This is a genomic window from Streptomyces sp. NPDC033165, from assembly GCF_055577965.1.
In genome coordinates this window covers 292,891-315,691 of sequence record NZ_JBVIPK010000009.1, presented here as the reverse complement: position 1 = coordinate 315,691, position 22,801 = coordinate 292,891, and the positions used below count along the sequence as shown (strand labels likewise).

The 22,801-nt window shown below is 67.7% G+C and carries 15 protein-coding genes and 2 pseudogenes; 10 read left to right on the top strand and 7 right to left on the bottom strand.

Translation table 11 applies throughout. The features are described from left to right. Window positions 1-112 precede the first annotated feature (112 nt). Window positions 113-1,849, bottom strand: a complete 1,737-nt coding sequence (locus ACZ5WC_RS22850) for an AAA family ATPase (RefSeq protein ID WP_468542510.1) — start codon at window positions 1,847-1,849, stop codon at window positions 113-115. A 525-nt stretch (window positions 1,850-2,374) separates the two neighbouring features. Here ACZ5WC_RS22850 and ACZ5WC_RS22845 point away from each other — a divergent pair. The 5 genes and pseudogenes from ACZ5WC_RS22845 to ACZ5WC_RS22825 all read left to right on the top strand — a co-directional run. Beyond that, a pseudogene (locus ACZ5WC_RS22845) lies at window positions 2,375-2,551 on the top strand (transcriptional repressor); the annotation flags it as partial. Window positions 2,552-2,705: 154 nt separating this feature from the next. Beyond that, window positions 2,706-3,317 (top strand): hypothetical protein, encoded by a 612-nt coding sequence (locus ACZ5WC_RS22840; protein WP_468542509.1) that lies wholly within the window; start codon window positions 2,706-2,708, stop codon window positions 3,315-3,317. Then, on the top strand, window positions 3,317-6,283 hold the full coding sequence (locus ACZ5WC_RS22835) for a M48 family metalloprotease (RefSeq protein WP_468542508.1): 2,967 nt from the start codon (window positions 3,317-3,319) through the stop codon (window positions 6,281-6,283). Before ACZ5WC_RS22840 ends, ACZ5WC_RS22835 begins: the two co-directional genes overlap by 1 nt. Further along, entirely contained in the window at window positions 6,280-6,825 is a 546-nt protein-coding gene (locus ACZ5WC_RS22830) for a hypothetical protein (RefSeq protein WP_468542507.1), read from the top strand. The genes ACZ5WC_RS22835 and ACZ5WC_RS22830 overlap by 4 nt, the downstream gene beginning before the upstream one ends. Beyond that, the gene (locus ACZ5WC_RS22825; RefSeq protein ID WP_468542506.1) at window positions 6,822-8,045 is read left to right on the top strand and encodes a hypothetical protein; all 1,224 of its coding nucleotides are present in this window, start codon (window positions 6,822-6,824) and stop codon (window positions 8,043-8,045) included. The genes ACZ5WC_RS22830 and ACZ5WC_RS22825 overlap by 4 nt, the downstream gene beginning before the upstream one ends. Before the next feature lie 189 nt (window positions 8,046-8,234). Here the strand turns inward: ACZ5WC_RS22825 and ACZ5WC_RS22820 are convergent, their stop codons facing one another. Next, the gene (locus ACZ5WC_RS22820; protein ID WP_468542505.1) at window positions 8,235-8,501 is read right to left on the bottom strand and encodes a hypothetical protein; all 267 of its coding nucleotides are present in this window, start codon (window positions 8,499-8,501) and stop codon (window positions 8,235-8,237) included. Between the two features lie 90 nt (window positions 8,502-8,591). On the opposite strand from ACZ5WC_RS22820, the gene ACZ5WC_RS22815 reads away from it, so the two are divergent. After that, complete coding sequence (locus ACZ5WC_RS22815; RefSeq protein WP_468542504.1) at window positions 8,592-9,473, top strand: sigma-70 RNA polymerase sigma factor region 4 domain-containing protein; 882 nt, start codon at window positions 8,592-8,594, stop codon at window positions 9,471-9,473. Then, window positions 9,470-11,488, top strand: a complete 2,019-nt coding sequence (locus ACZ5WC_RS22810) for a Z1 domain-containing protein (protein WP_468542503.1) — start codon at window positions 9,470-9,472, stop codon at window positions 11,486-11,488. Before ACZ5WC_RS22815 ends, ACZ5WC_RS22810 begins: the two co-directional genes overlap by 4 nt. A 252-nt stretch (window positions 11,489-11,740) precedes the next feature. Here the strand turns inward: ACZ5WC_RS22810 and ACZ5WC_RS22805 are convergent. Together ACZ5WC_RS22805 and ACZ5WC_RS22800 are read right to left on the bottom strand one after the other, a co-directional pair. After that, window positions 11,741-12,671, bottom strand: a pseudogene (locus ACZ5WC_RS22805) (NAD-dependent epimerase/dehydratase family protein). Between the two features lie 20 nt (window positions 12,672-12,691). After that, window positions 12,692-13,987, bottom strand: coding sequence for a nucleotide sugar dehydrogenase (locus tag ACZ5WC_RS22800; RefSeq protein WP_468542502.1), 1,296 nt, complete (start codon window positions 13,985-13,987; stop codon window positions 12,692-12,694). A gap of 351 nt (window positions 13,988-14,338) precedes the next feature. Between ACZ5WC_RS22800 and metG the strand changes: the two genes are divergently transcribed. Next, complete coding sequence (gene metG, locus ACZ5WC_RS22795) at window positions 14,339-16,063, top strand: methionine--tRNA ligase (protein ID WP_468542501.1); 1,725 nt, start codon at window positions 14,339-14,341, stop codon at window positions 16,061-16,063. 32 nt (window positions 16,064-16,095) lie between these two features. Here metG and ACZ5WC_RS22790 read toward each other — a convergent pair whose 3' ends face one another. Then, complete coding sequence (locus tag ACZ5WC_RS22790) at window positions 16,096-17,562, bottom strand: NlpC/P60 family protein (RefSeq protein WP_468542500.1); 1,467 nt, start codon at window positions 17,560-17,562, stop codon at window positions 16,096-16,098. Between the two features lie 633 nt (window positions 17,563-18,195). On the opposite strand from ACZ5WC_RS22790, the gene ACZ5WC_RS22785 reads away from it, so the two are divergent. Then, window positions 18,196-18,945 carry a DNA-methyltransferase gene (locus ACZ5WC_RS22785; RefSeq protein ID WP_468542499.1) on the top strand — a complete coding sequence of 250 codons (750 nt, stop codon included), beginning with the start codon at window positions 18,196-18,198 and terminating at the stop codon, window positions 18,943-18,945. Between the two features lie 95 nt (window positions 18,946-19,040). On the opposite strand, the gene ACZ5WC_RS22780 is transcribed toward ACZ5WC_RS22785, so the two are convergent. Beyond that, the gene (locus ACZ5WC_RS22780) at window positions 19,041-19,952 is read right to left on the bottom strand and encodes a DUF5655 domain-containing protein (RefSeq protein ID WP_468542498.1); all 912 of its coding nucleotides are present in this window, start codon (window positions 19,950-19,952) and stop codon (window positions 19,041-19,043) included. Between the two features lie 448 nt (window positions 19,953-20,400). On the opposite strand from ACZ5WC_RS22780, the gene ACZ5WC_RS22775 reads away from it, so the two are divergent. Continuing rightward, window positions 20,401-22,383: a DNA cytosine methyltransferase gene (locus tag ACZ5WC_RS22775; RefSeq protein ID WP_468542497.1), complete on the top strand. Its 1,983-nt coding sequence runs from the start codon at window positions 20,401-20,403 to the stop codon at window positions 22,381-22,383. On the opposite strand, the gene ACZ5WC_RS22770 is transcribed toward ACZ5WC_RS22775, so the two are convergent. After that, window positions 22,298-22,792, bottom strand: coding sequence for a very short patch repair endonuclease (locus tag ACZ5WC_RS22770; RefSeq protein ID WP_468542496.1), 495 nt, complete (start codon window positions 22,790-22,792; stop codon window positions 22,298-22,300). The two genes, ACZ5WC_RS22775 and ACZ5WC_RS22770, sit on opposite strands and share 86 nt — an antisense overlap. Window positions 22,793-22,801 lie beyond the last annotated feature (9 nt).

The window sequence follows — 22,801 nt, the reverse complement described above, 5'->3', positions numbered from 1 at the left end:
CCGCAGCCACCTCATAGACGGCTGCCTCGCCGAGACCGGCCTGACCATCAGACCCACCTGAGCAACCATGTGACATCACGAGTTCAACCTCAGTAATCGCTCACTGGAGCATTCATTCTGCGTACGAGTCCAATTCTTTCAGTACGGATGTGATGTCCTCGCAGACTTCGTCCGGCCGGAAACAAGACGCCACTTCGGCAGCAGAGACATTTAGTTTCTTGATTACCTCTTTCGCACGCATGTCCAAGATTGCTGTCGGTGCGATCGCGTTGCGAAATGTTTCTCCAATGGCGATTCCGTAGTCGTCGCGGAGCATGGCGACTACGTCCTCTATTGGCATGTTCGCCGCTTCAGCCAAGGCGCGAGGGTAGATCAAGTACCCTTCAATGTAACGCCTACGCCATTTTCTGGCCGTAAAGTTCGGAGGCGACTTGAAGCCCTTCTCCTCCAGATTGGGGCCGATGGTCGCGAGGATTTCATCATCGCGATCCCTCAAGCTGTAGGCAGTCACGCCCGGCACTTCATCTGCGATTGCCCTAAATACATGGCTCCTGTCTTTGTGTGAAGAGGTTGAGTACCACGGAACCCAGTCCTCATTCCAGTTCATCCCGAGTACTTCCGCAAACTTCTTCAAGGTCGAAAGGTCCGATGATCCTTCGATGAACAGAATCTTCTTAGTCTTTCGTACGCGATCCAGCTTCGGCGCGTAATCGGATCCGATGCCAGCAAGGAGCCCCACCTTCTGATGGTCCTCTTGGAGATACCCTGCCCCACTTTTTCTGACCTGGAAGATTTTCTGGTGGTCAACAGTTTTGAGGATTTCACTGGAATGCGTAGCTAGAAAGACCTGTTTGTTCTTTCTTCTTGCCAGGGCCTCAAGCTGCTCCACCATTTGGGCTTGCAGGGTGGGGTGCAGGTGGGCATCAGGTTCATCGAGGAGTAGGACGTCTACGTCATCTGCCGTAGCGAGAGTGAAAACGCTCAGCCACTGCAAGAATCCACTCCCTTCCACCATGAGATCCTTGGGGTTGTGCTTGGGCCAGCGAGTGAGCTTGTAGCCTTCGACGTCCCCCTTGGCGACCTGCACGTTGATGTAGGAGTGGTACTCCTCGCGAAAGTCGCCAATAATTAGCTCGGCGGAAAAAGTACGCCTTAGGGCATCCTGGAGCAGCTCCCATGGATCTGTCTCGCGAAGTCGCTTCAGATCGCTGTCGGAGATTTTAGACCTGTCCCCTCGGAGCCTTTCGCGTTCGCGAAGGTTAGCTTGATGCATGTCAAGAAGAAGGTTCCGGAGGATCGCGCCGGCCAGGCCTTCTCCGATCCTGCGCCGCCGGAGTGCGCCAACGATTCGTGCCTCGCGCGCGGAGATTCCGGCGAATGGCGGCAGGAGGGCTACCGACGGGACGCGATCACCGGCTTGCAGGTTGCTCGAAATCGGCTTGATAAACAGGCGGTCGTTTGCGAGCGATAGGGCGAATTCGAGATGCTTCTCTTCGGTCTGATCGTCCCACTCGCATCGAATTTTTAGCGTATATCCATCGGGGTCTGTTTCGCCTTTTGCTGTTTTTAGATTGGTCCAAAGGTGCTTCAGTGAAGGAAGGTTGATCGGGGAGAATTCGTCATCGCCCAGGCCGAAGCCCTGCCTTCCTTCTGCTACGGCGAGGAATGCGTCCTCTCCTCGCTCCATCAGGGATGCGATTTTGCAGAACTCCCAGACCGCCAGCCCGTGCAGGATCGACGACTTGCCAGAGTTGTTTCCTCCCGCTAGAAAGGTGACGCTCGATGGGTTGAAATCGAAAGACGTCTGACTGAATTGCTTGAACCGAGTGAATTGAACCCTTTTGATCAAGTTCCGCTGCCCTATCTCGCGTGCTACCGCTCCGTGCCTGAGATCTTAAGTGCCCAGGTTCGGGCTGTCTGCGAGTTTCGCTATCTTCATGAAAGCGAGTAGCGGGGCATGTGCACGCCAAGTCGTGGTCGAATCGGCGTCCGCGGATCGTTGCCCGCTGACCGACTGGGTCGGCTCCTCAACGGTAATCGCTGGCTTGGTCGTTGGGCGTTGAGTCGAGTGAACAGCTTGCGCGCGGAGGGCGGTCGCGGCGTCGATCGGGTCGAACAGGTTTGACTGTTCCCGCAGTAGGGTCGCGGCGGGCCGGTAGTTGTTGAAGCGGCCCTTGGTGGGGTTGCGCTTCTTGAATATGGCCTCGACCTGCCGGACGATGCGCGAGTCGTTTGGCAGGTCGAGGCCGTGATCGGCTGGGTGATGTCGTTGCGGTAGGCGCGGTTGACCAGCTCCGGGTAGAAGGCGGGTGCGAAGAGATCTTCGATGTCCGTGTCCGCAGTGCGCTGGTGAACTCGCTGACCGGGACGAGGCCGCCGGCCGTCAGCTGGCCGTTGTCACGACTACCTGGTGTGCCGTGGCTGCGGCAGGGCGGTGGAGGTCGGCGGCCCGGCTGTCGAGCGGTGGGCCGACTCGATCGCCGCGGAGCACGGCTTCGTGGACGTCGACCACACCGCCGAGATCTTCGGTACCTGCGCCGCCGCGGGCTGAGCGCCACCGGGCTCGCGGCCACGTTCCGGAAGATGGCATTCTGATCCCCGCGCGGCGCCGGAGCGCTAGTCTCTGGTTTCGCGTCGTCGGTCGGCGGCTCGGTGGAGGTGTCGTGGACGTCGAAGCGCTTCGTGTACGCGATTTGGTCCGGCAAGTGGTGACCGAGGTTGCCCCGGAGGAACTGCCGCTGCTGGCGGGTCTCGCCGGGTTCGACGACGCCACGGCTGTGCAGCGGCTGGGCGGCGAGGTCCGGCGGCGGGAGCCTCTGGGCTTCGGGCTCGGTGAGGTCGCCGCGCTGGTGACCCCGGTGGTGTGGCTGGCGGTGGACCAGGCCACGCAGCAGATTGTCGGGACCTGGGTGCAGAACCGGGTCGCCAGGACCGGCGCCGCCCTGCGCAGGGTCTTCCGCAGGTCGGCCTCCGAGCCGGTCGTGATCCCGCCGCTGACGCGTGAGCAGCTCGTGCTCGTACGACGGTCGGTGCTGACGATGGCCGCGCAGCGCGGGCTGGAGCCGGAGCGCGCGGCGGTTATCGCCGACGCGGTGGTGACTCGGCTGGTACTGACCGAGCCTGAGCCCGAGGCGGCGGCCGTAGCGGAGGTTGAGCCAGACGGCCCACCCGAACTGCTCGCTCCGCGTACACCGGTCCGCCCGAGCGGGTCCGCGTTGCCGGACGCACCGGTACAACCGAACGAATTCACAAGGCGGGACGGCGTACCGGAGGGGCCGGAACAGCCGGACGAACCCACACGGCCGGTCGGGGCCTGATGGTTGTCTTACCCTCCGGCGCCCCCGGCGCAGGGGCCGCCGAGCAGCCCGCCGACGCCGCCCCGCTCGACGAGCGGGTCCTCGTGGCCGGCACCACCTTGCGTTTCGTGCTGCTCTTGGCCCTGCTGGCCGCGGCCAGCGTGAGCATGATCCCCCGGACCGTCTGGCACCTCCTCGCCTCACCGGAGAAGGCCAATCTGGAGGTGGCCTGTTACCTGGCGGCGGGGATCGACCCGAGCGTGTCGGCGAACGCGAGCTTCGTCCAGTCCCGGCGTCAGCCCGCCGCGCTGGAGGAATGCACGGCTCGGTTCGCGCAGGACTTCACCATCGTGTCGGTCGGCGTCGGGCTCGTGGCGCTCGCCGCGGCATTCGCCGTCCACCGGCTGCTGCCGCTGTGGCGGACCCGGCGTACCAGGGTCGTCCCCTTGGACGTCGTGGACGTGCACGGCCGCCTCCGGCCACTGCTGGACGAGCTGGTGACCGTTGCCGGACTCAACCGCACGCCCCGCTTTGTTGTCGATCCGGCCTCGCGGACGACCGGCGCCGTCGCATTCGGCCGCCCGCGCCGGCCCGTGATCCGCCTGGACGGCGGCCTGGTGGTCACCGCTGACAGCGAACAGGAGCGGTTCCGTGCTGTGGTGGTGCACGAGCTGGCGCACCTGCACCACAAGGACATCGGCATCACCTATGCCACCGTAGCCTTGTGGCGGGTGTTCCTCGTGCTGGTACTGCTGCCGTGGACGGCCGTCGGTCTGGACGTCCTCCTCCTGCGCGGCTCGGCGGAGGTCCGGGGCATGTACGCCCCGTTCAACACGCACGCCCAAGTACTCGGCGGCCTGCTGGTCCTGGCGGTCTACCTCTCCCGACTGGAGATCCTGCGCCACCGCGAGATCTACGCCGACCTCATGGCCGCCCGCTGGGGTGCGAGCGCGCAGCCGTGGGAGGACGGCGCCGTCCGCCAGTACGCCGGGGAAGGGTGGCGGAGACCGTTCGTCCGGTTCGCCGCGCTCTGGCGCACGCACCCGGCGCCGGCCCTGCGCCGCGCCTCCCTGGCCGACCCGAAGGCGCTATTCACGCTGAGGGCGCTGCCTCTCCTCCTCACGGGGCTGGCAGCCGACATCCTGGTCTGGCACCTGAACGCGCTGTTGTACGAGTTCCTGTGGCCCGGTGCCGTGCTCGTCGCGGGCTTGGTCGTCGGCATCGGCGGCGTTGCGCTGTGGCGTGCCGTGCTGTACGCGCTCCGGGCAGGGCGGACGGTCCCCTCGGGGTGGTCCGCCGGCCTGTGGCTCGGGCTCGGCGTGGTGGTGGGGGAACTGACCGGGCCGCGCGCCGCGATGAACCAGTGGCTGCCCGCCCACCCCGAGGCACTGCTGATCCTGGTGGCCGCGCTGGTCCTGCTGATGACGTGGACCGCGCAGAACGCCGAGTGGTGGCTGCGGGCCCGGCGGGAACATCCGCCGGGGCCGACCATGCTCGCGGGCCTGGCGGTGCCCGCGCTCGCGTACGCCTCGGTCCTGTACTGGTGGCGGTCCGTGGGCGAGGTCCTCACGGACGGCTGGCCGTTCACGACGGCCGGGGTGCTGGCCTCGTACGGACTGCCCGGACTGCCGCCCTCGGACCTCGGGCCGCTGTGGCACGTCGTCGCCGTGCTGGGCCTGCTGCCCGGAACGCTCACGGGTGCCGGGAGTCTGTGGTGGGCGCAGGTACTTCTCTGGGCACTGCCCGTGCTCGCGCTGGTCGCCGCCTCGCGCCCAGGCGGCGAAGGGGCCCGTGGAGGTGGACAGTCGCCCGTCGCCGGGCTGACAGGCGGGCTGACAGGCGGAATCGCTTGCTCGGCCGGGCTGGCCGTGGCGCTGGCCTGGCTGCGGGACGCGGAGCTCGGAGACTCGGGGGCGGTCGGGCCGCTCCGCCTCGCACAGATGATGGTGCCGGTCCTGGTGATCTGCGCCGCAATGGCCCTGACCGCCGCCGTCGTCGCCGCGCTCACCGACTCCGGGTGGCTGACAACCGGACTGATGGCGGCGGGTATCACCGCATTGTTGGGCGTGGTGGCCGCGCACATCCTGGTCCGGGCGGACGCGGGCAGCGGGCCGCCGGCGGTGGCCTGGTCGCTCTCGCGGGAGGCCCACCTTCCTTACGCCGTGGCCCTGGGCACGCCGGTGGCGGGCCTGGCCGCCTTCGTGGGTCGCGGCGTCGGGCTCGCGGGCCGGGGCGCCGCGCTGCTCGTGCGTCGGGTGACCACCAGGCGCAGGGCCGGGCCGCACCCGGACGCGCGGCCCGCGCCGGTCGCGGAGCGGCCGCTCCGTCCGAAGTGGCGGCGTGCTGTCCGCTTGGCCGCGGTCGGCGCCGTCGTGACCTGGATCGGAGCGACAGCACTCGCCGTGGACGTGTCCGCGGCATCCGGACGGGCCTCCCGGCCGGCCCTGGTGCCGGACCGCCCGGCGCCCGAGCCCTCGGCTGCGGTGTCCCGGCTCCAGCACCAGGCGTGGGCGGCGGCGGGCGGCCTGGAACGCATCGAGGCGCTGCGGACCGCGGAACTTCGGTACAGCGCCGCTTTCACGGCCGTGGGCGAGGCCACCGACGACGCCGGTTTTCTCCAGGCAATGGACCGGGTCACGGACGCCTGTGGAGCGATGGACCAGGCGACGCGGCGGGCGGGCGCCTACCTCGACGTGCCCTCCGCGGCAGGACAGCGAATGTGGACGCGTGTGCTGACCCGCCATCGGGAGATGACCGACACCTGCCGGGCCCTAGCCATGCGACCGGATCTCACGACGGCCGAGGCGGCGGACATCGCCCACCAAAACGCAATCGATTCGGTCGACGCGATGTCCTACTGGCTCGCCGAAAAGGGGGCGATCCGCCCGAAGCGACGCCGTAGAGGCAGGAGTCGACCCTGTCGACCCGACACCCCGGTCCACCGACCCAACCAGCCTCACCGACCCCACCGGAGGGCGCACAGATGACGATCACCCCCACCACGTCGCGGCGGCGCGTCACGGTCCTGCTGCTGAGCGGCGCACTCGCACTGACCGCGTGCGGCGGAGGCGACGACGGCGTGGACAAGGGTGCCACCGCCCCGAACAAGAAACCGGGCGAACACCACACCGTCGTCCTGGAGGTCACCTCCGACTACGGGCGGCCGGTCGCGATCAACTACTTCGGGCACGTCACCGGCCCCGACGGCATGAAGGTGCTTGGGCAGAAGGACGGGGAACTGTCGGCCCAGTCGCCGTGGAAGACCACGCTCTCGGTGGAGGGCAAGAACCCGTGGGTCAGCCTGATGGCCAACGGAACCGGATGTATCGGTCGCGCGACCGGCGGCGACTCCTGCGAGACCGGGGCCATCCCGGACCGTAAGGACTTCGAGGGAACCGGTACGACCACCTGCCGCATCACCGTCGACGGCAAGGTCGTCGCGGAGCAGTCGTACACCTGGCCCACCATCATCCCGGTCACCTGTCTCACTCCGCTCAAGGGCAAGGACAAGGGCGGTGACGGGCAGTGACAGAATCCGTCTCCTCCCCCGCACCCGGCCCGGCGCCGGATCCGGACGCGCGCCGCCGCTCGCGGCGGCGGACCTTGCTGCTCGCGCTGCTTCTCCTCCTCCTCGCCGTCACCGGCCTGATCCTGTGGATCTTCATCGGGCCGGACGGCGACGACGGGGCGGCCGACGCCCGCGGCTCGTCACCACGCGCCGAGCTGACGCGCGCCGCCGGCCTCCTGCGGGACCTCCCGGCGCTGCACTACACGGGCACCATGAGCATTACAGGAGCCCAGGAACCCGCGGGCGGCGAGGACGCACAGGTGGACCTGATCGTCAGCAATCCTGCCGACGCGCTCGGCACGTTGGCGATGCCCAGCGGTCCGGCACTGGACTACGTGGGCATCGACGGCAAGTCGTTCCTGCGCGGGGAGACCGAGGCCTGGCGGGGGTTCGGCATGGCCGAGAAGTCGAAGGTGCTCGCCGAGCACCCCTCGATGGTGCAGCCAGGAATGTTCTTCTCCCAGGACCTCGCCACCACTCTGGCGCCCCCGGCGCTGGCGAAGACCGTGCGGGCGGAGGACGTCCCGGACGAGAAGATCACCATCGGCACGCCCGTCACCATGGGTGATCACACCTGCACCCCGTTCCACGTCGATGACACCACCGTCTGCCTGAGCGACCAGCAGGCGGACGGCGCCCGGTTCGTCGACCGGATCAGTTTCGGCGACACAGCCGTGCTCGACGTCGAGGTGCCGTCCAGGTCCGAGGTGGAGCGGTTCTCCGCCGACTTCCGCGCGGAACTGCCCGAGATCCGCGACGCGGTGGATCACCGGATCGACGTGACCACCCAGATCCTGCGCGACTACAAGGGTAGGTGTGCCCCCACTGCCTGCGTCTTCACCGCCCGAGTGACCGTCACCTACCTGGGGTCCACCTCGGAACCGGACGCCTCCAAGGCTGTCCCGGTGACCTACTCGTGGGCTGTCGACCGGGACGGGACGCCGGTGGAGCTGGACCCGGAGTGCTCAGGCACCCTCACGATCAAGCCGGGCAAGTCGAAGGACCTGTCGTGCACCGCGACCGGGCCGTCCGTCGGAGAAGCGACCCAGGGGCAGTACCACGGAGAGATCCACGTCTCCGACCGCGCCCTCACCGAGGAGGAGCACCAGCGCCTGGTACACCTGGCCGCGGACAACAGCGAGAAGATCGCCGCGCTCCCCGATCCGCCGACGCCCCGCTGAGGGGCGAACAGGCGTCGCAGGTACGGGCCGACCGCCTTGGCGCTGCCTGTGGCAGTCCCTTGCTGACCACGAGTGGACCGCAGAGAACATCGACCTGGCTGGCGCTCGAATCGCCTGTCTCCCGGAGACGGAGAGACCCCGGGCCAGCCGACCCGGGGCACGCCCTCAACGGTTGGTGACAACCCGAGGTCATCCGCCGATCAGGTTGTGCAGGACGGGAACGCTGAGTCCGGCCGCGCCGAGGCCGGCGAGCACGGCTCCGGCCATGTTGCCCGTGCTGCGGTAGGTGAGCACTCCGGCGATAGCCCCTACGACCGTGGCAATGAGCAGGACGATGGCCGCGTGCGCGGTGAGCAGGGGGCGCGAGGCCTCGGGGCCCGGGGTGTGCAGCGGTGCGGCTCCTTGTTGTGCCGGGGGGACGGGGGCGGTGCCTGGGGCGTTGGGCGGTGTGGGCACGGGCTCCTCCTGGATGACGTGGCCGACTGACGTCGGCCGCTACCCACCGTGTAGGTGCCCCAGCACGCATCTGCCCCCGCGGTCCGGGGTGTGACGTGGATCATGGTCGAGGGGCGAGGGAAGCTGCGGATGGGCGTACCTAAAAGGCGGAAGGAGTGGTTCGAACCGGAGTCTGATCGTCATGGAGGATCGTTCGTGGGCTGGGCAGAACCGGCAGGCGGCGACGCGGAGTCGCCCGCTGCCCCGGAAGGCGGGCGTTCTTCCGGCTTCCGGTCAGGCGGGGACGAGCAGGAACAGCTCGACGAGGCCCGACTGGCGGATGTCCGGACGGTGGAGCGCTTGCGCAGGCAGGACTTCCAGGGCCCGGCGTGGGATGTGTTCATCGGCATGATGCAGCAGGGATGCCAGGGGCCGGTGGAGGCGTGGATCAAGGACGGGAGGATGTTCGACAGGGCGAAGAAGATGGGGCGGGCCGTGACGGCCCTCCCGCCGGCTCTGAGGGAACTTCTCCGCTATGACGAGACCGCCCGGCACGACCTCGCCCAGGACGCCTTGCTGGCCGGGGCCCGAGCACTGCAGAAGGTGCTCCGAGATGGCAGATGGGATCCTCAGCGGTCCTCCCTCAAGACCACCTTCGTCAACATGGTGACCCTGCAGTTCTCCACGGTCGCGAAGACCTGGGCCGCCTCCCAGAAGTACCGCGAACATGAGGACGCCGGTGAAGAGATGCCGGATCCGCCGGCTCAGTCATCGGCGGATCAGTTCACGGCCACCGAGAACTGGGTTGACCTCGACGCCCGGTTCAGCGAGGAAGACGAGAAGGTCCGCGCCATGATCCGGCTGCGCGGCATGGGACTGGCTCCGAAGGACGTCGCCGCCGAGCTCGGGCTTCCATACCGCTCCGCCGAGGGAATCTGGCGGCGATTCACGACCAAAGTACGCGACCAGGGATTCGATGGGAGGCCCGCATGAAGACGCCCGACACCGCACCCGCCCTGCAGCGAACCGCTCGTCGCGCATGGGACATCCTCGTACGGAACACAGCTGACAGCACGCGCGTGGACCAGCGTTACGTCGCGTGGGAAGAGGCGCTGGAACACTTCGCGGAGGGTGGCGCGCCGGCGACAGCAGAGCACGCTGAGATCGCCGAGTTCCTCGAACTGCTGGAAGCATCCTCCATTGCTGATCCCGTGGACGACGAATGCGACGGCGCGTACGACTGGGCCGAAGTCGATCTGGGAGAAGAAACCCGGGCCCCGGTCTCCCTGGCCGATGGGTACTGGTCGCGTCACCAGGCCGCAGTCGTCGCGTCATTCGGACGGTCAACCGAGCACGCTTCCGCGTACCTTGACCACAGCAGTAGCGAGGTTCTTGCCCGTCTCGCCCCGCCCAGCCAGCCGGAGGCCGTGCGATCCCGCGGACTCGTCATGGCCACCGCAGGTTCGGGGAAAACAATGTCCTTCACGGCTCTGACTGCCAAAGCCATGGACATGGGGTACCGACTGGTGATCGTCCTCAGCGGATCTCGGAATATCCAGCGACTCCAGATCCAGCAGGCACTGGACGCCCATCTCGTGGAAGGCGGAAACAATCCGATTCTTCGTCTCACGACTACCGAACACGACTACCTGGGGACAGATCTAGACAGGAGGCTCTGGGAATTCGAACGGGCGGATCCGGAACTCCCACTCAACTCTGTCTACAATCTTCGGCATACTGCGCCCCGGCTGTTGGCTGTGAAGCGCAACGCAACCGTACTGGGAAGACTGGTGCGTGACCTGGCTGACCACAGGGCTGGCCTGTCGGATGTTCCAGCGCTTGTCATCGACGACGAGTCGGATCCTTGGTCGGCCGTGAACACGATTCGGCCAGGACGCCCACGTCCCGTCGTCAACGAGCTTCTGGCACGGCTTCTGGAATTGCTGCCGCGATCCCAGTACGTCAAGTACGCCTGGACTCCGTTCTCGCGTTCTCTGCTCGATCCCGCCGGAGACGGAGTCCTCTTGCCAATGGATTATGTCGTCACCCTCCCCAGGCCGGATGGTTATCTCGGAGCGGTCGAAGTGAGTGACGGCAACGCGCATGTGGTGCGACCGTGGCGCGATCGTGGGAATTCTTGGGACGCAAACGGCAGCCTTCGGCAAGCCTTGGACATGTTTGTGCTCACTGGGGCCGTCAAACTGTTCAGGCAAGCAACAAGCCAGGCCTATTACTACCGCAGTCACACCATGCTGGTTCAGGGCGGGAGAAGGGTTTCTGAACAGCGGAAGCTCATCGAAAGGCTGCGACTGCTGTGGGATGAGGCGGAATACAGTGGTGAAGGGAGCGTGCGACGACTGAACCGGCTCTTCGACACCGAGCTGTTCAGAAATGCTGATTCCTATGAGGAGGGGTCCTGCCTTCCGGTGACGTTCGAGGACCTACTGCCATACATCCGTGATACCGCGGAGCGAATCGGCGGATCATCGAGTCCGGTAGTCGGGATGCGAGCCACTCGTCATGAACTGTGGAAGGTCCTGGTCGGTGGATCAGTGCCGCCGGGGGACTTCGAGATGGAAGGCCTGACCATCACCCACCTTCGCCAGCCGTCGGGAGACGGCGCAGGTGTCCGCTGGTTCGGAGAGTGGGTTGGCCTCCATCACGGGTACCGGGACCTCGTCCGTATGTACGTGCAGCTCGAAGCTGGCCAGGATGAGGACTGGATGCGAGCGAGTTCGCGCTTCGAGTCGTTGTGCCGTGCCGAGGCCGCTTTCAGATCCCAGATGCACGCCATGGCGATCGCACCTGCGGCGGACCAACTCCGGGCAGCAGAACTGCCGGCCCTGGCCGCGTATCACCTGTCCCGGCGGCACGGGCAGGGCAGCGCAGGGCCGGGTGGCACCGTCTCGCGGTGGCGTTCCTGTCGGACCAGAGATCCTCTGGCCAGCTCCCAAGGGGATTCCGGGGCTCTGCTTCCCGAGCAACGCGCTGCAGGTCCGGCAGGGTAGCCGCAGACTAGTAGGGGGTGGGCAGCCTTGGCTGCCCACCCCTGGTGGAACTGGTGCTCGCGTCGACGAAGTTTGCGGCATGAGGGTCAGAAAGACGCCGATCCGGACTGTGGGTCGGCGCCCGATACCGGACGTCGATGGTGGCGAAGCCCTCCGCGCCATGAACATGAAGCGGATGCGGGCCGAGTTCTTGGTGATGTCACCCGGGTTCAGTGGGCCCGGGGCGGGAGGCGGTGCGACCGTGTGCCCTTCCTACGACGCGGTTGGCCGCTGACGGAACCAGTCGACTGTGGCGTGGATCCCTTCTTCGAGTGCCGCAGTGGCGAGCTCCGGGAACAGGGCTCGCAGTCGCTTGCTGTCGGCCTGCGAGTGGGGGACGTCACCGGCACGGACCGGCACGTGTTCCCGGCGCGCGGGGAGCCCTGTCGCCGTCTCGATCTCCTGGACCAGGTCCAGAAGCGAGGTACGGCTTCCGAAGGCCAGGTTCACCGGGTGGGGGTCCACGACCCGGCGGAGGAGGGCGTCGGCGAGGACGTCGCAGACCGTACCCACGTACGTGAAGTCGCGCGTCTGGGTCCCGTCGCCGTGGATGGTCACCGGTCGGCCGACGAGGGCGGCGCTGATCCACTTCGGGATGACGGCGGCGTAGGCGTGGTCGGCGCGCTGGCCGGGGCCGTAGACGTTGAAGAAGCGGAAGGGGAGGACCGGCAGGTCGAAGCTGTGATGGTAGGCGCTCAGGTACGCCTCGCTCGTGAGCTTGGTGACCGCGTACGGGCTCATCGGCGCGGAGACGAGGTCCTCGTGCTTCGGCAGCTGGGGGTTGGCGCCGTAGACGGAGGACGAGGAGGCGGCGATCACGTGCGGGCCGCCGGCGCGGCGGGCGGCTTCGAGGACCTGGAGTGTGCCGGTCGCGTTGGCGTGGTGGCTGGCCAGGGGATCTCGCAGGGAGCGCGGTACGGAGGGGAGCGCGGCTAGGTGGACGACAGCGTCGGCGCCGCGGAACGCCCGGTCGAGGAGGGCGGCGTCCTGGATCTCCCTCGAAGAAGTCCACGTCGAGGCCAGCGAGGTTCGCCTTGTCCCCGGTGGAGAGGTTGTCTACGACCCGGAGTCGGGTGACCTCGGGCTGCTCGGTCAGGGCGCGGACGAGGTTGCTGCCTATGAATCCGGCGCCGCCGGTGATCACGATCTTCACGGTGGTTCCCTTCAGAGAGAGTCGACGTGGGCGCCGGTGAGCCGGCGGCGGCAGTCGAGGACGTACGGGGCGTGCGCGCTGATCAGGGGGTAGTCGAAGGCGTCGTGGTCCGCGAGGAGGACGACGGCGTCGGCCGCCGCGAGCCGGCCGGGGGTCACGTCGACCCGCTGGAGGCCCTCCAGGCCGGCGGCGCGGGGGTGGGCGTCATCCAGGACATGGGGGTCGGCGGCCTGGACCTCGGCACCCATGCCTGTGAGGAGTTCGGCGATTCGGGCCGTCGGCGTCTCGCGGGCGTCCCCAGTGTTGGCCTTGTACGCTAGGCCGAGCAGCAGGACCTGGGAGCCCTTGAGCGGCTTCCCGCGTTCGTTGAGGCCCGCCACGAGACGCCGCACCACGTAGTCGGGCATGTGGTTGTTGACGTCGTTCGCCAGCTCGACGAAGCGGAAGTTCTGCCCCAGGGTTCGCTCGACCCGCCACGACAGGTACGAGGGGTCGACGGGCAGGCAGTGACCTCCGACCCCGGGGCCGGGGGTGAAGCGCATGAAGCCGAACGGCTTGGTGGACGCCGCGTCGATCGCCGCCCAGACGTCGATGCCCAGGTCGTGGGCGAAGATCGCCAGCTCGTTGGCGAGGGCGATGTTCACGTGCCGGAAGGTGTTCTCAAGGAGCTTGGTCAGCTCCGCCTCCTTGCAACTGGCCACGGGCACGACCGTGTCGACGAGCGATGCGTAGAAGGCGCGGACCGCCTCCCTGGAGGACGGGTCGATGCCGGAGACGACCTTGGGGGTGTTCTCCAGCCTCCAGATGGGATTCCCGGGGTCGATGCGCTCCGGGCTGTACCCGAGGTGGAAGTCCCGGCCGGCGGTCAGCCCGGAACCGCGTTCGAGGAGCGGGCGGAACACCTCCTCGGTCGTCCCGGGGTACGTGGTCGACTCCAGGACGACGGTCGCTCCGCGGGTGAGGTGGCGGCCGAGCGTCCGCGCCGCTTCCTCGACGTGAGACAGGTCCGGAGCGCCGTCGCGCAGTGGCGTCGGGACGGTGACGACCGCCACGTCGAACCCGGTGCAGTCGGACGGGTCGATGGTCGGCCGGTAGACGCCGGCGGCGAGGAGCGGTGCCAGCCGCCTGTCCGAGATGTCCTCGACGTACGACTCGCCGAGCACGAGCCGCTTGATCCGCCCGGCGTCCACGTCGAGGCCGACGACGTGGTGCCCGACCTCGGCGGCTCGCACCGCCAAGGGGAGCCCGACGTATCCCTGCCCCACGACAACGACGCGGAGCCGACGGGTCTCGTGATTCCTGGTCATACGGTCCACCTCGCTGGAATCGGGGGCCTGGGGTAGTGGCGATGTATGCGCTGCGCGGGATCCGCGGTGCGTGGTGGCCGTAAGATGGGGAGCGCCTCGGCCGTACGAGACTCGCTTGGCCGCCTGTCTCGGACGGCCGAGCGCTTCTCGGGCGCGGCATGGGTAGCCGGGAAAACCCGCGGGCTGGCGGAACCCCCGGTTCGATACGATGAGGGTGGCTTGCAGTCCCGTTTCGTCACCATGAGTGACGTCGGTGTGCGATCGGAGTGATCGCGTCGGCTGCGGCCTCCCGACTTGGGCCCGCCGTGGCAGCGCCACCGGCGCCGTACGTACGAAATGGAGCATCCAAGGATGGCTCGACACCTGGTAACCAGCGCGCTTCCCTACATCAACGGGATCAAGCACCTGGGCAACATGGTCGGGTCGATGCTTCCGGCGGACGTGTACTCCCGGTACCTCCGCCAGCGCGGTCACGACGTCCTCTACATCTGCGCCACCGACGAGCACGGCACGCCGGCCGAGCTGGCCGCCAAGGAACAGGGGCTCCCGGTCGCCGAGTTCTGCGCCCAGGCGCACGATGCGCAGAAGGCCGTGTACGACGGGTTCGAGCTGGCCTTCGACTACTTCGGCCGCAGCTCCTCGCAGCAGAACGTCGAGATCACCCAGCACTTCGCGCGCAAACTGAACGAGAACGGCTTCATCGAGGAGCGGGCGATCCGCCAGGTGTACTCGCCGGTCGACGGCCGCTTCCTGCCGGACCGGTACGTCGAGGGAACCTGCCCGCACTGCGGCTACGACAAGGCCCGCGGCGACCAGTGCGAGAACTGCACCCGCGTCCTGGACCCGACCGACCTGATCGACCCGCGCTCGGCGATCAGCGGTTCCACCGACCTGGAGGTCCGCGAGACCAAGCACCTCTTCCTTCTGCAGTCCAAGCTCCAGCACGAGGTCGAGGAGTGGATCGCCACCGTCAGCGCCGAGTGGCCGCACCTGTCTACGTCCATCGCCCGCAAGTGGCTGACTGAGGGCCTGAACGATCGCGCCATCACCCGCGACCTGGACTGGGGCGTGCCTGTCCCGGCCGACACCTGGCCGGAGCTCGCCGCCGAGGGCAAGGTCTTCTACGTCTGGTTCGACGCCCCGATCGAGTACATCGGCGCGACGAAGGAGTGGGCGGATGCCGCCTCCGACGGCGAGAGCCGCGACTGGAAGTCGTGGTGGTACGAGGCCGACGACACCGTCCGCTACACGCAGTTCATGGCCAAGGACAACGTCCCCTTCCACACGGTGATGTTCCCGGCCACCGAGCTCGGCGTGCGCGAGCCGTGGAAGAAGGTCGACGTCGTCAAGGGCTTCAACTGGCTGACGTACTACGGCGGTAAGTTCTCCACCTCCCAGAAGCGCGGCGTCTTCACCGACGCGGCCCTGGAGATCCTGCCCGGCGACTACTGGCGCTACTTCCTGATCGCCAACGCCCCCGAGTCGGACGACTCCTCCTTCACGTGGGAGCACTTCACCGCCACGGTGAACAAGGACTTGGCGGACACCCTCGGCAACTTCGTCAACCGAGTGCTGTCGTTCTCCCGTAAGCGTTTCGGTGACGAGGTCCCGGCCGGGCACGCCGCCGGCGAGGCGGAGGCGAAGCTGGGCGAGGAGATCGCACGGCTGCTCGGCGAGTACGAGGAGCAGATGGAGGCCCTCCAGTTCCGCAAGGCAGCTGCTGCCCTGCGTGCGCTGTGGTCCGCGGGCAACTCCTACCTGGAGGAGAAGGCCCCGTGGCTGGAGATCAAGACCGACGCCGACGGCGCCGCGCTGACGCTCCGTACCGCGATGAACCTGATCCACCTGTACGCGGTCGTCTCCGAGCCGTTCATCCCGACGTCGGCCGCCGCCATGCGCGGGGCCTTCGCCCTGGAGAACGACACCGCGACCTGGGTGACCGCCGACCAGGCCAGGTCCCTGGACACCGTCCCCGCCGGCACCGCGTTCATGGTGCCGCCGGTGCTCTTCGCGAAGATCACGGAGGAGGACCTGGAGTCCTACCGTGAGCGCTTCGGCGGTGCCCCGGAGGCCTGACGCACCTCCCCGCACCCGTACCGTCCCGACCCTCATCGGGCGGTACGGGCGTTGAGGAGGACGGGCAGGTCCACGGGCGAGACGTTCATGAGCGGCACGCGCGGAGTCGGACCGCCGATCTCCACACACGTGACACCGGCGGACCCGGGCACGTGCTGGAGGTACCGGTCGAAGCCGTTCCCGGTGAGCCACAGCAGCAGGCAGGCGATGCCCCCACCGTGACCGATGAGGACGGTCGTTCGCCGTCCCTCGGAGCAGACCTCGTCCCAGAGACCCACGTAGCGGGCCTGGACGTCCTCCGACGACTCGCCGCCCGGCGTGCGGAGCCGGTGGATCGGCACACCGTGGTGAGCGGCCTCGGCGGCGGCGAGTTCCCTGGCCCGGCGGGCGGCGAGCACGTCCGGCCGCCACTCGGCGAGGGTCGAGATCTTGACCACGTCACCGGTACGCGGAGCATGCAGAATCAGGCCGTCACCGATGAACATCCCTACGTGTTCCGGGACTTGTGCTGTGCCGCGAGTGAAGAGGAGATCGCCCGGCTTGAGGGCATCGACGCTGACCGCCTTGCCCTCCTTGACCTGCGTGTACGTGGTCCGGGAGATCGAGACGCCCCCGGCCTTGTACGACATCTGCATCAGGGACGAGCAGTCGCAGCGGCCCATCGGGTCCTGGCCGCGCGGATCGGTACACGCGCCACCCCACTGATACGGAGTGCCGAGCTGACCGAGACCCCAGCGGATGGCGGTGCGGACCGACTTGGGCGCATCAGCCGGGATCTTGTAGTCCTTGGGGACGGAGCCTGCGGGGATCGGACCGAATTTGGCCCCGTCCTCACCGGTGCCGCACCCGCCGGGAGCCGCATCCGTCTGCTCGCCCTCGTCGCCTCCATCGGAACTCGACTCCTCCGACAGCGACGTGGCGATGGCCTTCTGCAGAGCCGTGCCCAGCGGCTCCCACTTGGCGTAGGCGTCAGGAAAGCCGCTCTTCTGGACCGCCTGTGCCGCCTGCGTGACGGTCATGGACTGCCAGCCTGGGACCTTGAGTAGAGCCTCGTAGAACCTCGTCGAGGCGTGCACCGGATCGCGGACCTGCTGGGCCGTTCCCCAGCCCTGGCTTGGGCGCTGCTGGAACAGGCCGAGCGAATCCCGGTCGCCGTAGTCCAGATTCCGCAGCCCCGACTCCTGCAGGGCCGCGGCCAGGGACACGACCTGCCCCCGGGCCGGCACCTTCATGGCGACGCCAGTGGCCTGGATCGTCTTGGCGTTCGGGATCTGCTCTGCGGGATCGTCCAGCCCCGGGACCGACACCGTGGCCTTGCCGCCGCCGTTGAGGATCGACTCCACCTGCTTGGCGACCGCCGCGGTATCCACAGCCTGTGCATCGCCGCTCACACAGGCGGCCTGGGCACTGCTCGCGCCGGCCAGAGCCATCGCGAGCGGGGCGATCAGCAGTAGTGGGCCAAGAGCCACGGACCCGACTATTGCCGCGCCCGCCTTCACGGCCGCAGGCCGTCCGCCGAGCGGAGGCCGCAGGAGTCGGACGTCGGGGAAGGGCGTGCCTGGGCATGCTGCATCAGCAGCTCCTTACTCGTAGGCAGCGCGGCACCAGCGTTCTCGTCGAAAAGGTCACCGGCACCGCACCGGTCGGGAATTCACACCTGAGATCAGGGAATAGAGACTCCACGGGTCGGGAGCGGCTAACTCCCGACCCCTGGGAACCCCGTTACTGGAGAGCGGCAGCCAGCCGCGCTCTTAATCTCACACGCCACACGGAGAATCCCCTCGCCGAAATATCAGGCCGTTCGTGAGTGCTGCCGTGCCGCCACCTGGACGAGGCGACACGCATCAGCACAGCTCAACAGGGCGGGAGCTGAGCCCCGTCCGTCGAACACGGCGAGACTGTAGAGACGAATTGCGGCCGCACCAAACGATGTCTCGTCTGGCAGTCGGGGCCCGTGATGTGGCGGCAGAGCGTCATTAGGTGCGGCCGAGAATGGTGGTTACTCTCCAGCCCATCGCTCTCCGCAGGCGGCTGCTTCTGTGGCTTCCGGGAGCGAATCAAGCCGACGTGCGCGGTATTCCGGGAACGCGGAATCCCGCACGACCGTCCCCGCGGAAAGAGAGAACCGCACCATGTCGTACACCCTGCACCGAGGCGACGCGCTGACCGCCCTCGCCGGCATCCCCGACAACAGCGTCGATGCCGTCATCACCGACCCGCCGTACAACAGCGGTGGCCGAACCAGCGGCGAACGAACCGGCCGCAGTGCCCGCGCGAAGTACACCTCGGGCGACGCCGGGCACGACCTCGCCAACTTCCCCGGCGAGAACCGCGACCAGCGCTCGTACGACTTCTGGCTCACCCTCCTGCTCACCGAGTCCTACCGGGCCACCGCCGAGTCGGGCGCCGCGCTCGTCTTCACCGACTGGAGGCAACTGCCCACCACCACCGACGCGCTCCAGGCCGCCGGCTGGACCTGGCGCGGCATCGCCGCGTGGCACAAGCCGGTCTCCCGACCGCAGAAGGGCCGGCTCAAGCAGTCCTGCGAGTACATCGTCTGGGGCACCAAGGGCCCGGTCGACCCCGACCGGAACCCCGTGTACCTGCCCGGCCTCTACACCGCGAGCCAGCCCCGGAAGGACCGCGTGCACATCACGCAGAAGCCCGTGGAGGTGATGCAGGAGCTGGTGAGGATCTGCCCGCCGGGCGGAACGGTCCTCGACCCCTTCACCGGCTCCGGAACGACCGGCGTCGCCGCCCTGCGCGAGGGCTGCAAGTTCATCGGCGTCGAGCTCTCCGAGCACTACGCGGACATCGCCGAGCAGCGGCTGCGAGGCGCGCTGACCCAGGACGACTTCGAACTCGCAGGGCCCGAGGAGTGAGAGTGAGAAGCCGAGACAGCGGGCGCAGAACGCACAGAAGGGCGGTTGTTCCACCACTCAGGTGGAACAACCGCCCTTCCCGTGTGCCGGAGGAGTCACCCAGCGTCGATGCTCCGCTGGATGAGCTCGGTGGCCCGTGCGAGGTCCTCCCGCGAGCCGATCCGGACCTCGACGCCGCCACGGATCCCCAGGACCCCCACGCCGCGCATGTCCCGGGAGAACCCGTCGTGCAGCTCCACGGTGTCCGGATCCAGCTTCAGGTTGACCACGAGCAGCCGCTTGCGCGGCTGCAGGCGCACCGTGGCGACGTTGTTGATCCGCCGGTAGGCGATGTAGTGGAGCTGGGGCTCCTTGAGCACGTCTCGGTGCGACAACAACAGCTCGTCGAGGTCGGCGTACAGCTCCTTCAGCTCCTCGGGCGACTCATCGAGGTACTGCTGGACCGACTTCGGCGCAGCAGAAGTGGTGCGAGCCGATCCCGACGCTCCGCCCCGCGGAGAGGCGCGGGTGCCGCCAACCGAGGCGATGAGCTGCAGCGTGAGCACGTCCTCGAAGACCCGGTACGTCACCAGGTCGATCCGGTGGCCGATCATCTCCACCGCCACCGTGTCGTGGCGCGTGAAGGCCCCGGCGACGCAGACGATCCGAGGAGCGCTCCAGTCGATCTCGCCGGCCTGGTCTCCGAGCTTCTCTCGGACCAGGCTCTCGAACTCGTGATGGTGGTCGTGGAGCCACCACAGGTACGAGAGCCCTTGGTTGATGACGTTCTGGTCCCGGTTGCGCTTGTACTCGACGATGACGGGCGTGCCGTTCTCGTCCAGTCCGAGGGAGTCGATACGGCCTCCGTGACGGCCGGTGCGGTACTCGGTAGCCAGGAACCGAATGCCGAGCATCGCCTCCATGTTGGCCTCGATCAACCGCTGCAGCTCGACCTCCACCCCCACGGCCGCCCCCGGCACCTCCGTCGCCTGCCCGCTTCTCACCCTGAAGACCTTCAGGTTGCTCATGAGCCTCCCGCCCCATTGATCACTGCGAACGGCAATCGAGGGCAGGGGGGCATTTATTCCGGCAGGCACCGGCAGTCGGCCGGGTACCGCGTTGCCGTGCGGCTCCAACAAGTAGCGGCTCCGCGGGTGGTGGGGCGGTAGCCGATCCCATCAACGCGGCGTTGCTGTGAGCCTCAGTGTTGCGCTCCCGCGAGCGATGCCCGTCCGTCGGCTGTCGGGGGCTCACAGCCCTTGGTGATCTTGTCAGTGTTTATCCGTATGATTGCCCCTCTCTGGACTTACTAGGGGCTGCTTTCGGTCACAGGGGTGGGTGCCGCGTAATATTCTCGGGGCGCCTGGGGCGTCCCGATCGATCTTGTTCTCCGAGGTAGACGCCGGATTCTTGATCTCGCCAGAAGATGTGTGATCTCCTGGTGCTCGTTCTTCTCGTCCGATGGAGGTTCGCGCTGTGCGCAGGCAGCACTACGAGGTGCCTCTGGAGCGGAGCGACCCTCTGGAGCTCAAGCGGCACAGGAAGAGCTGCAAGCCCGAGAACTTCGGCAAGTGGCTCGATGGCTTCGGTGCCGGCAAGCGTCTGGCCGTCGACCTCTTCTCCGGAGCGGGTGGACTGAGCCTCGGGCTGGAGCGGGCCGGGTGGACGGTCGCGGCCGCAGTCGACTACGACGAGCGGGCTCTCCAGACGCACGCCGCGAACTTCCCGGGCATGAGCCTCCACATGGACCTGGGCAACCCCGACGAGCGGGACAGGCTCGTGGACATGCTGGCACCGGCCAAGATCGATCTGGTGGCCGGCGGCCCCCCCTGCCAGCCGTTCAGCAGGGCCGGCCGGAGCAAGATCCGCAGCCTCGTGGAGCATCACGGGCGTGACCCCCACGACCGCCGTAAGGAGCTGTGGAGTGCCTACCTCGACGTCGTGAAGCGCCTCCGTCCGCGTGCGGTCCTCATGGAGAACGTGCCCGACATGGGCCTCGGTGACGACTTCTTCGTGGTGCGTACCATCGAGGAGCAGCTGGAGGACCTCGGCTACGCGACGCAGGTGCGTCTGGTCGATGCATGGCGCTACGGCGTTCCGCAGCACCGGAAGCGACTGATCCTGCTGGCGAGGAACGACGTCGAGCGGTTCGAGTGGCGTCAGGAGCTGGAGCACGAGCAGCGGACCACCCTACGGGACGCCATCGGTGACCTGCCGGTACTGCCCGTAGTGCCCAGGGAGCGCGTCGGGCAGCGTGAACTGCCATACGACGAGTCGTCCGAGCTGTCCAAGTTCGCCTCCGACATGCGCAGGTGGGCGCCCAAGGGCCGGGTCTGGGACCACATGACCCGACGGGTCCGGGAGGACGATGCGGAGATCTTCTCCAGCATGGACTCCAAGACCCTGTACTCGCAGATCTCCCCGGAACTGCAGCGCTACAAGGCCGACCACTTCACGGACAAGTACAAGAAGCTCGACTGGTCGGATCTCAGCAGGTCGATCACCGCCCACATCGCCAAGGACGGCTACTGGTACATCCACCCGGACCAGGAGCAGCCGCGCACCCTCACCGTGCGCGAGGCCGCGCGGGTGCAGACCTTCCCGGACAAGTTCCGCTTCGCAGGCACGCGCAGTGACGCCTTCCGTCAGATCGGTAACGCGGTACCGCCCCTCCTTGGTGAGGCTGCGGCCGAGGCCTTGCTGCCCGTCGGCGACCAGCAGTCGGCCGAAGCCGGACTCCAGCCGCACTGGCGTACGGTGCGAAGGGACCTGACCGCCTGGGCCGAAGGACGGCGCGAGTCGGAGGACTGGTGCCAGCTTCCGGGCGAACAGATGACCGGGTTGCAGGCCGCTGTGATGGCCATACTGTCCGGGACCAGGATGCAGCCCACGCAGCTGGCGAAGATGGTCGAGGTCGTGCGCGGGCGCACGTCCCTGAGCAAGGCCGCGTTCGAGGCACTCACTGCGGCGGCCCCCTCCGAGGCGGCGAAGGCGAGGGTCGCCCGGCTTGCCGAGGTGGTCGGTAAGTCGAGCCTATGGGGCGACGAGGAGAAGGTCCGTGAGCACCTGAAGCTGAAGCCGGCTGAGGCGACGCTCTACCGGTTGCTGATCGGCGAGGACCTCTTGTGGGTGGGCCAGGGCGCGCTGCGCGTCGCCGCCCGTCTCCACGGCAGCGATTCGGACCGCACGAACAGACTCAGCGACGGTCGGGTGGACCTGGTGAAGCTCGTCGGAGCTGGCGAGGACGCGCCTCTGCGCATGGCAGCGCTTCGCCTTATCGGGACCAGCTTCTGCAGGGCCAAGGAGCCCGTCTGCGACGCGTGCCCCCTGAGCAAGTACTGCGTCGCCAGGGAGAGCGTCTCGGGCGACCTGTTCACGGACGCGTTGACTGGGACCCACGGACGGGAGACGGTGCCGACCCAGGCTCGCGAGCCTGGTCGCACCGCTGGGCGACGCTGAGCGCAGCGCGCTCGACGTCCGCCCGGATCTCGCACTCCCAGACACGGACGACGGTCCAGCCGGCGGCCTCGGCTGCTGCCGTGTTCCGGCGGTCGCGCTCCCTGTTGGTCTCGATCTTCGTTTCCCACAGGGAGGCGTTCGGGCCGCGGAACGTCTTCGGGCCGTGCAAAGGACAGCCGTGCCAGAAGCACCCGTCGACGAACACCGCCACGTCGTACCTGGGCAGGACGAAGTCCGCCGTGCAACGGGCAGCCACCTTGCGCTGTAGACGGAACCGGAGGCCGAGCCGGTGAACGGCGCGCCGGAGGGCCACCTGCGGTTTCGTGTCACGGGCGCGCCGACCGCGCAGATGGCCGCTCAGCTCGGTGCTGACCCAGTCCGCGCTCGTGGTGTCCTCACGTGCTGCCATACCTCCGCC

What these genes read in the sequence shown, in the direction of transcription:
- ACZ5WC_RS22835 (WP_468542508.1), top strand. Translation starts at nt 3,317, where the DNA reads ATGGTTGTCTTACCCTCCGGCGCCCCCGGCGCAGGGGCCGCCGAGCAG.
- ACZ5WC_RS22770 (WP_468542496.1), bottom strand. Translation starts at nt 22,792, where the DNA reads ATGGCAGCACGTGAGGACACCACGAGCGCGGACTGGGTCAGCACCGAG.
- metG (WP_468542501.1), top strand. Translation starts at nt 14,339, where the DNA reads ATGGCTCGACACCTGGTAACCAGCGCGCTTCCCTACATCAACGGGATC.
- ACZ5WC_RS22800 (WP_468542502.1), bottom strand. Translation starts at nt 13,987, where the DNA reads ATGACCAGGAATCACGAGACCCGTCGGCTCCGCGTCGTTGTCGTGGGG.
- ACZ5WC_RS22830 (WP_468542507.1), top strand. Translation starts at nt 6,280, where the DNA reads ATGACGATCACCCCCACCACGTCGCGGCGGCGCGTCACGGTCCTGCTG.
- ACZ5WC_RS22785 (WP_468542499.1), top strand. Translation starts at nt 18,196, where the DNA reads ATGTCGTACACCCTGCACCGAGGCGACGCGCTGACCGCCCTCGCCGGC.
- ACZ5WC_RS22810 (WP_468542503.1), top strand. Translation starts at nt 9,470, where the DNA reads ATGAAGACGCCCGACACCGCACCCGCCCTGCAGCGAACCGCTCGTCGC.
- ACZ5WC_RS22780 (WP_468542498.1), bottom strand. Translation starts at nt 19,952, where the DNA reads ATGAGCAACCTGAAGGTCTTCAGGGTGAGAAGCGGGCAGGCGACGGAG.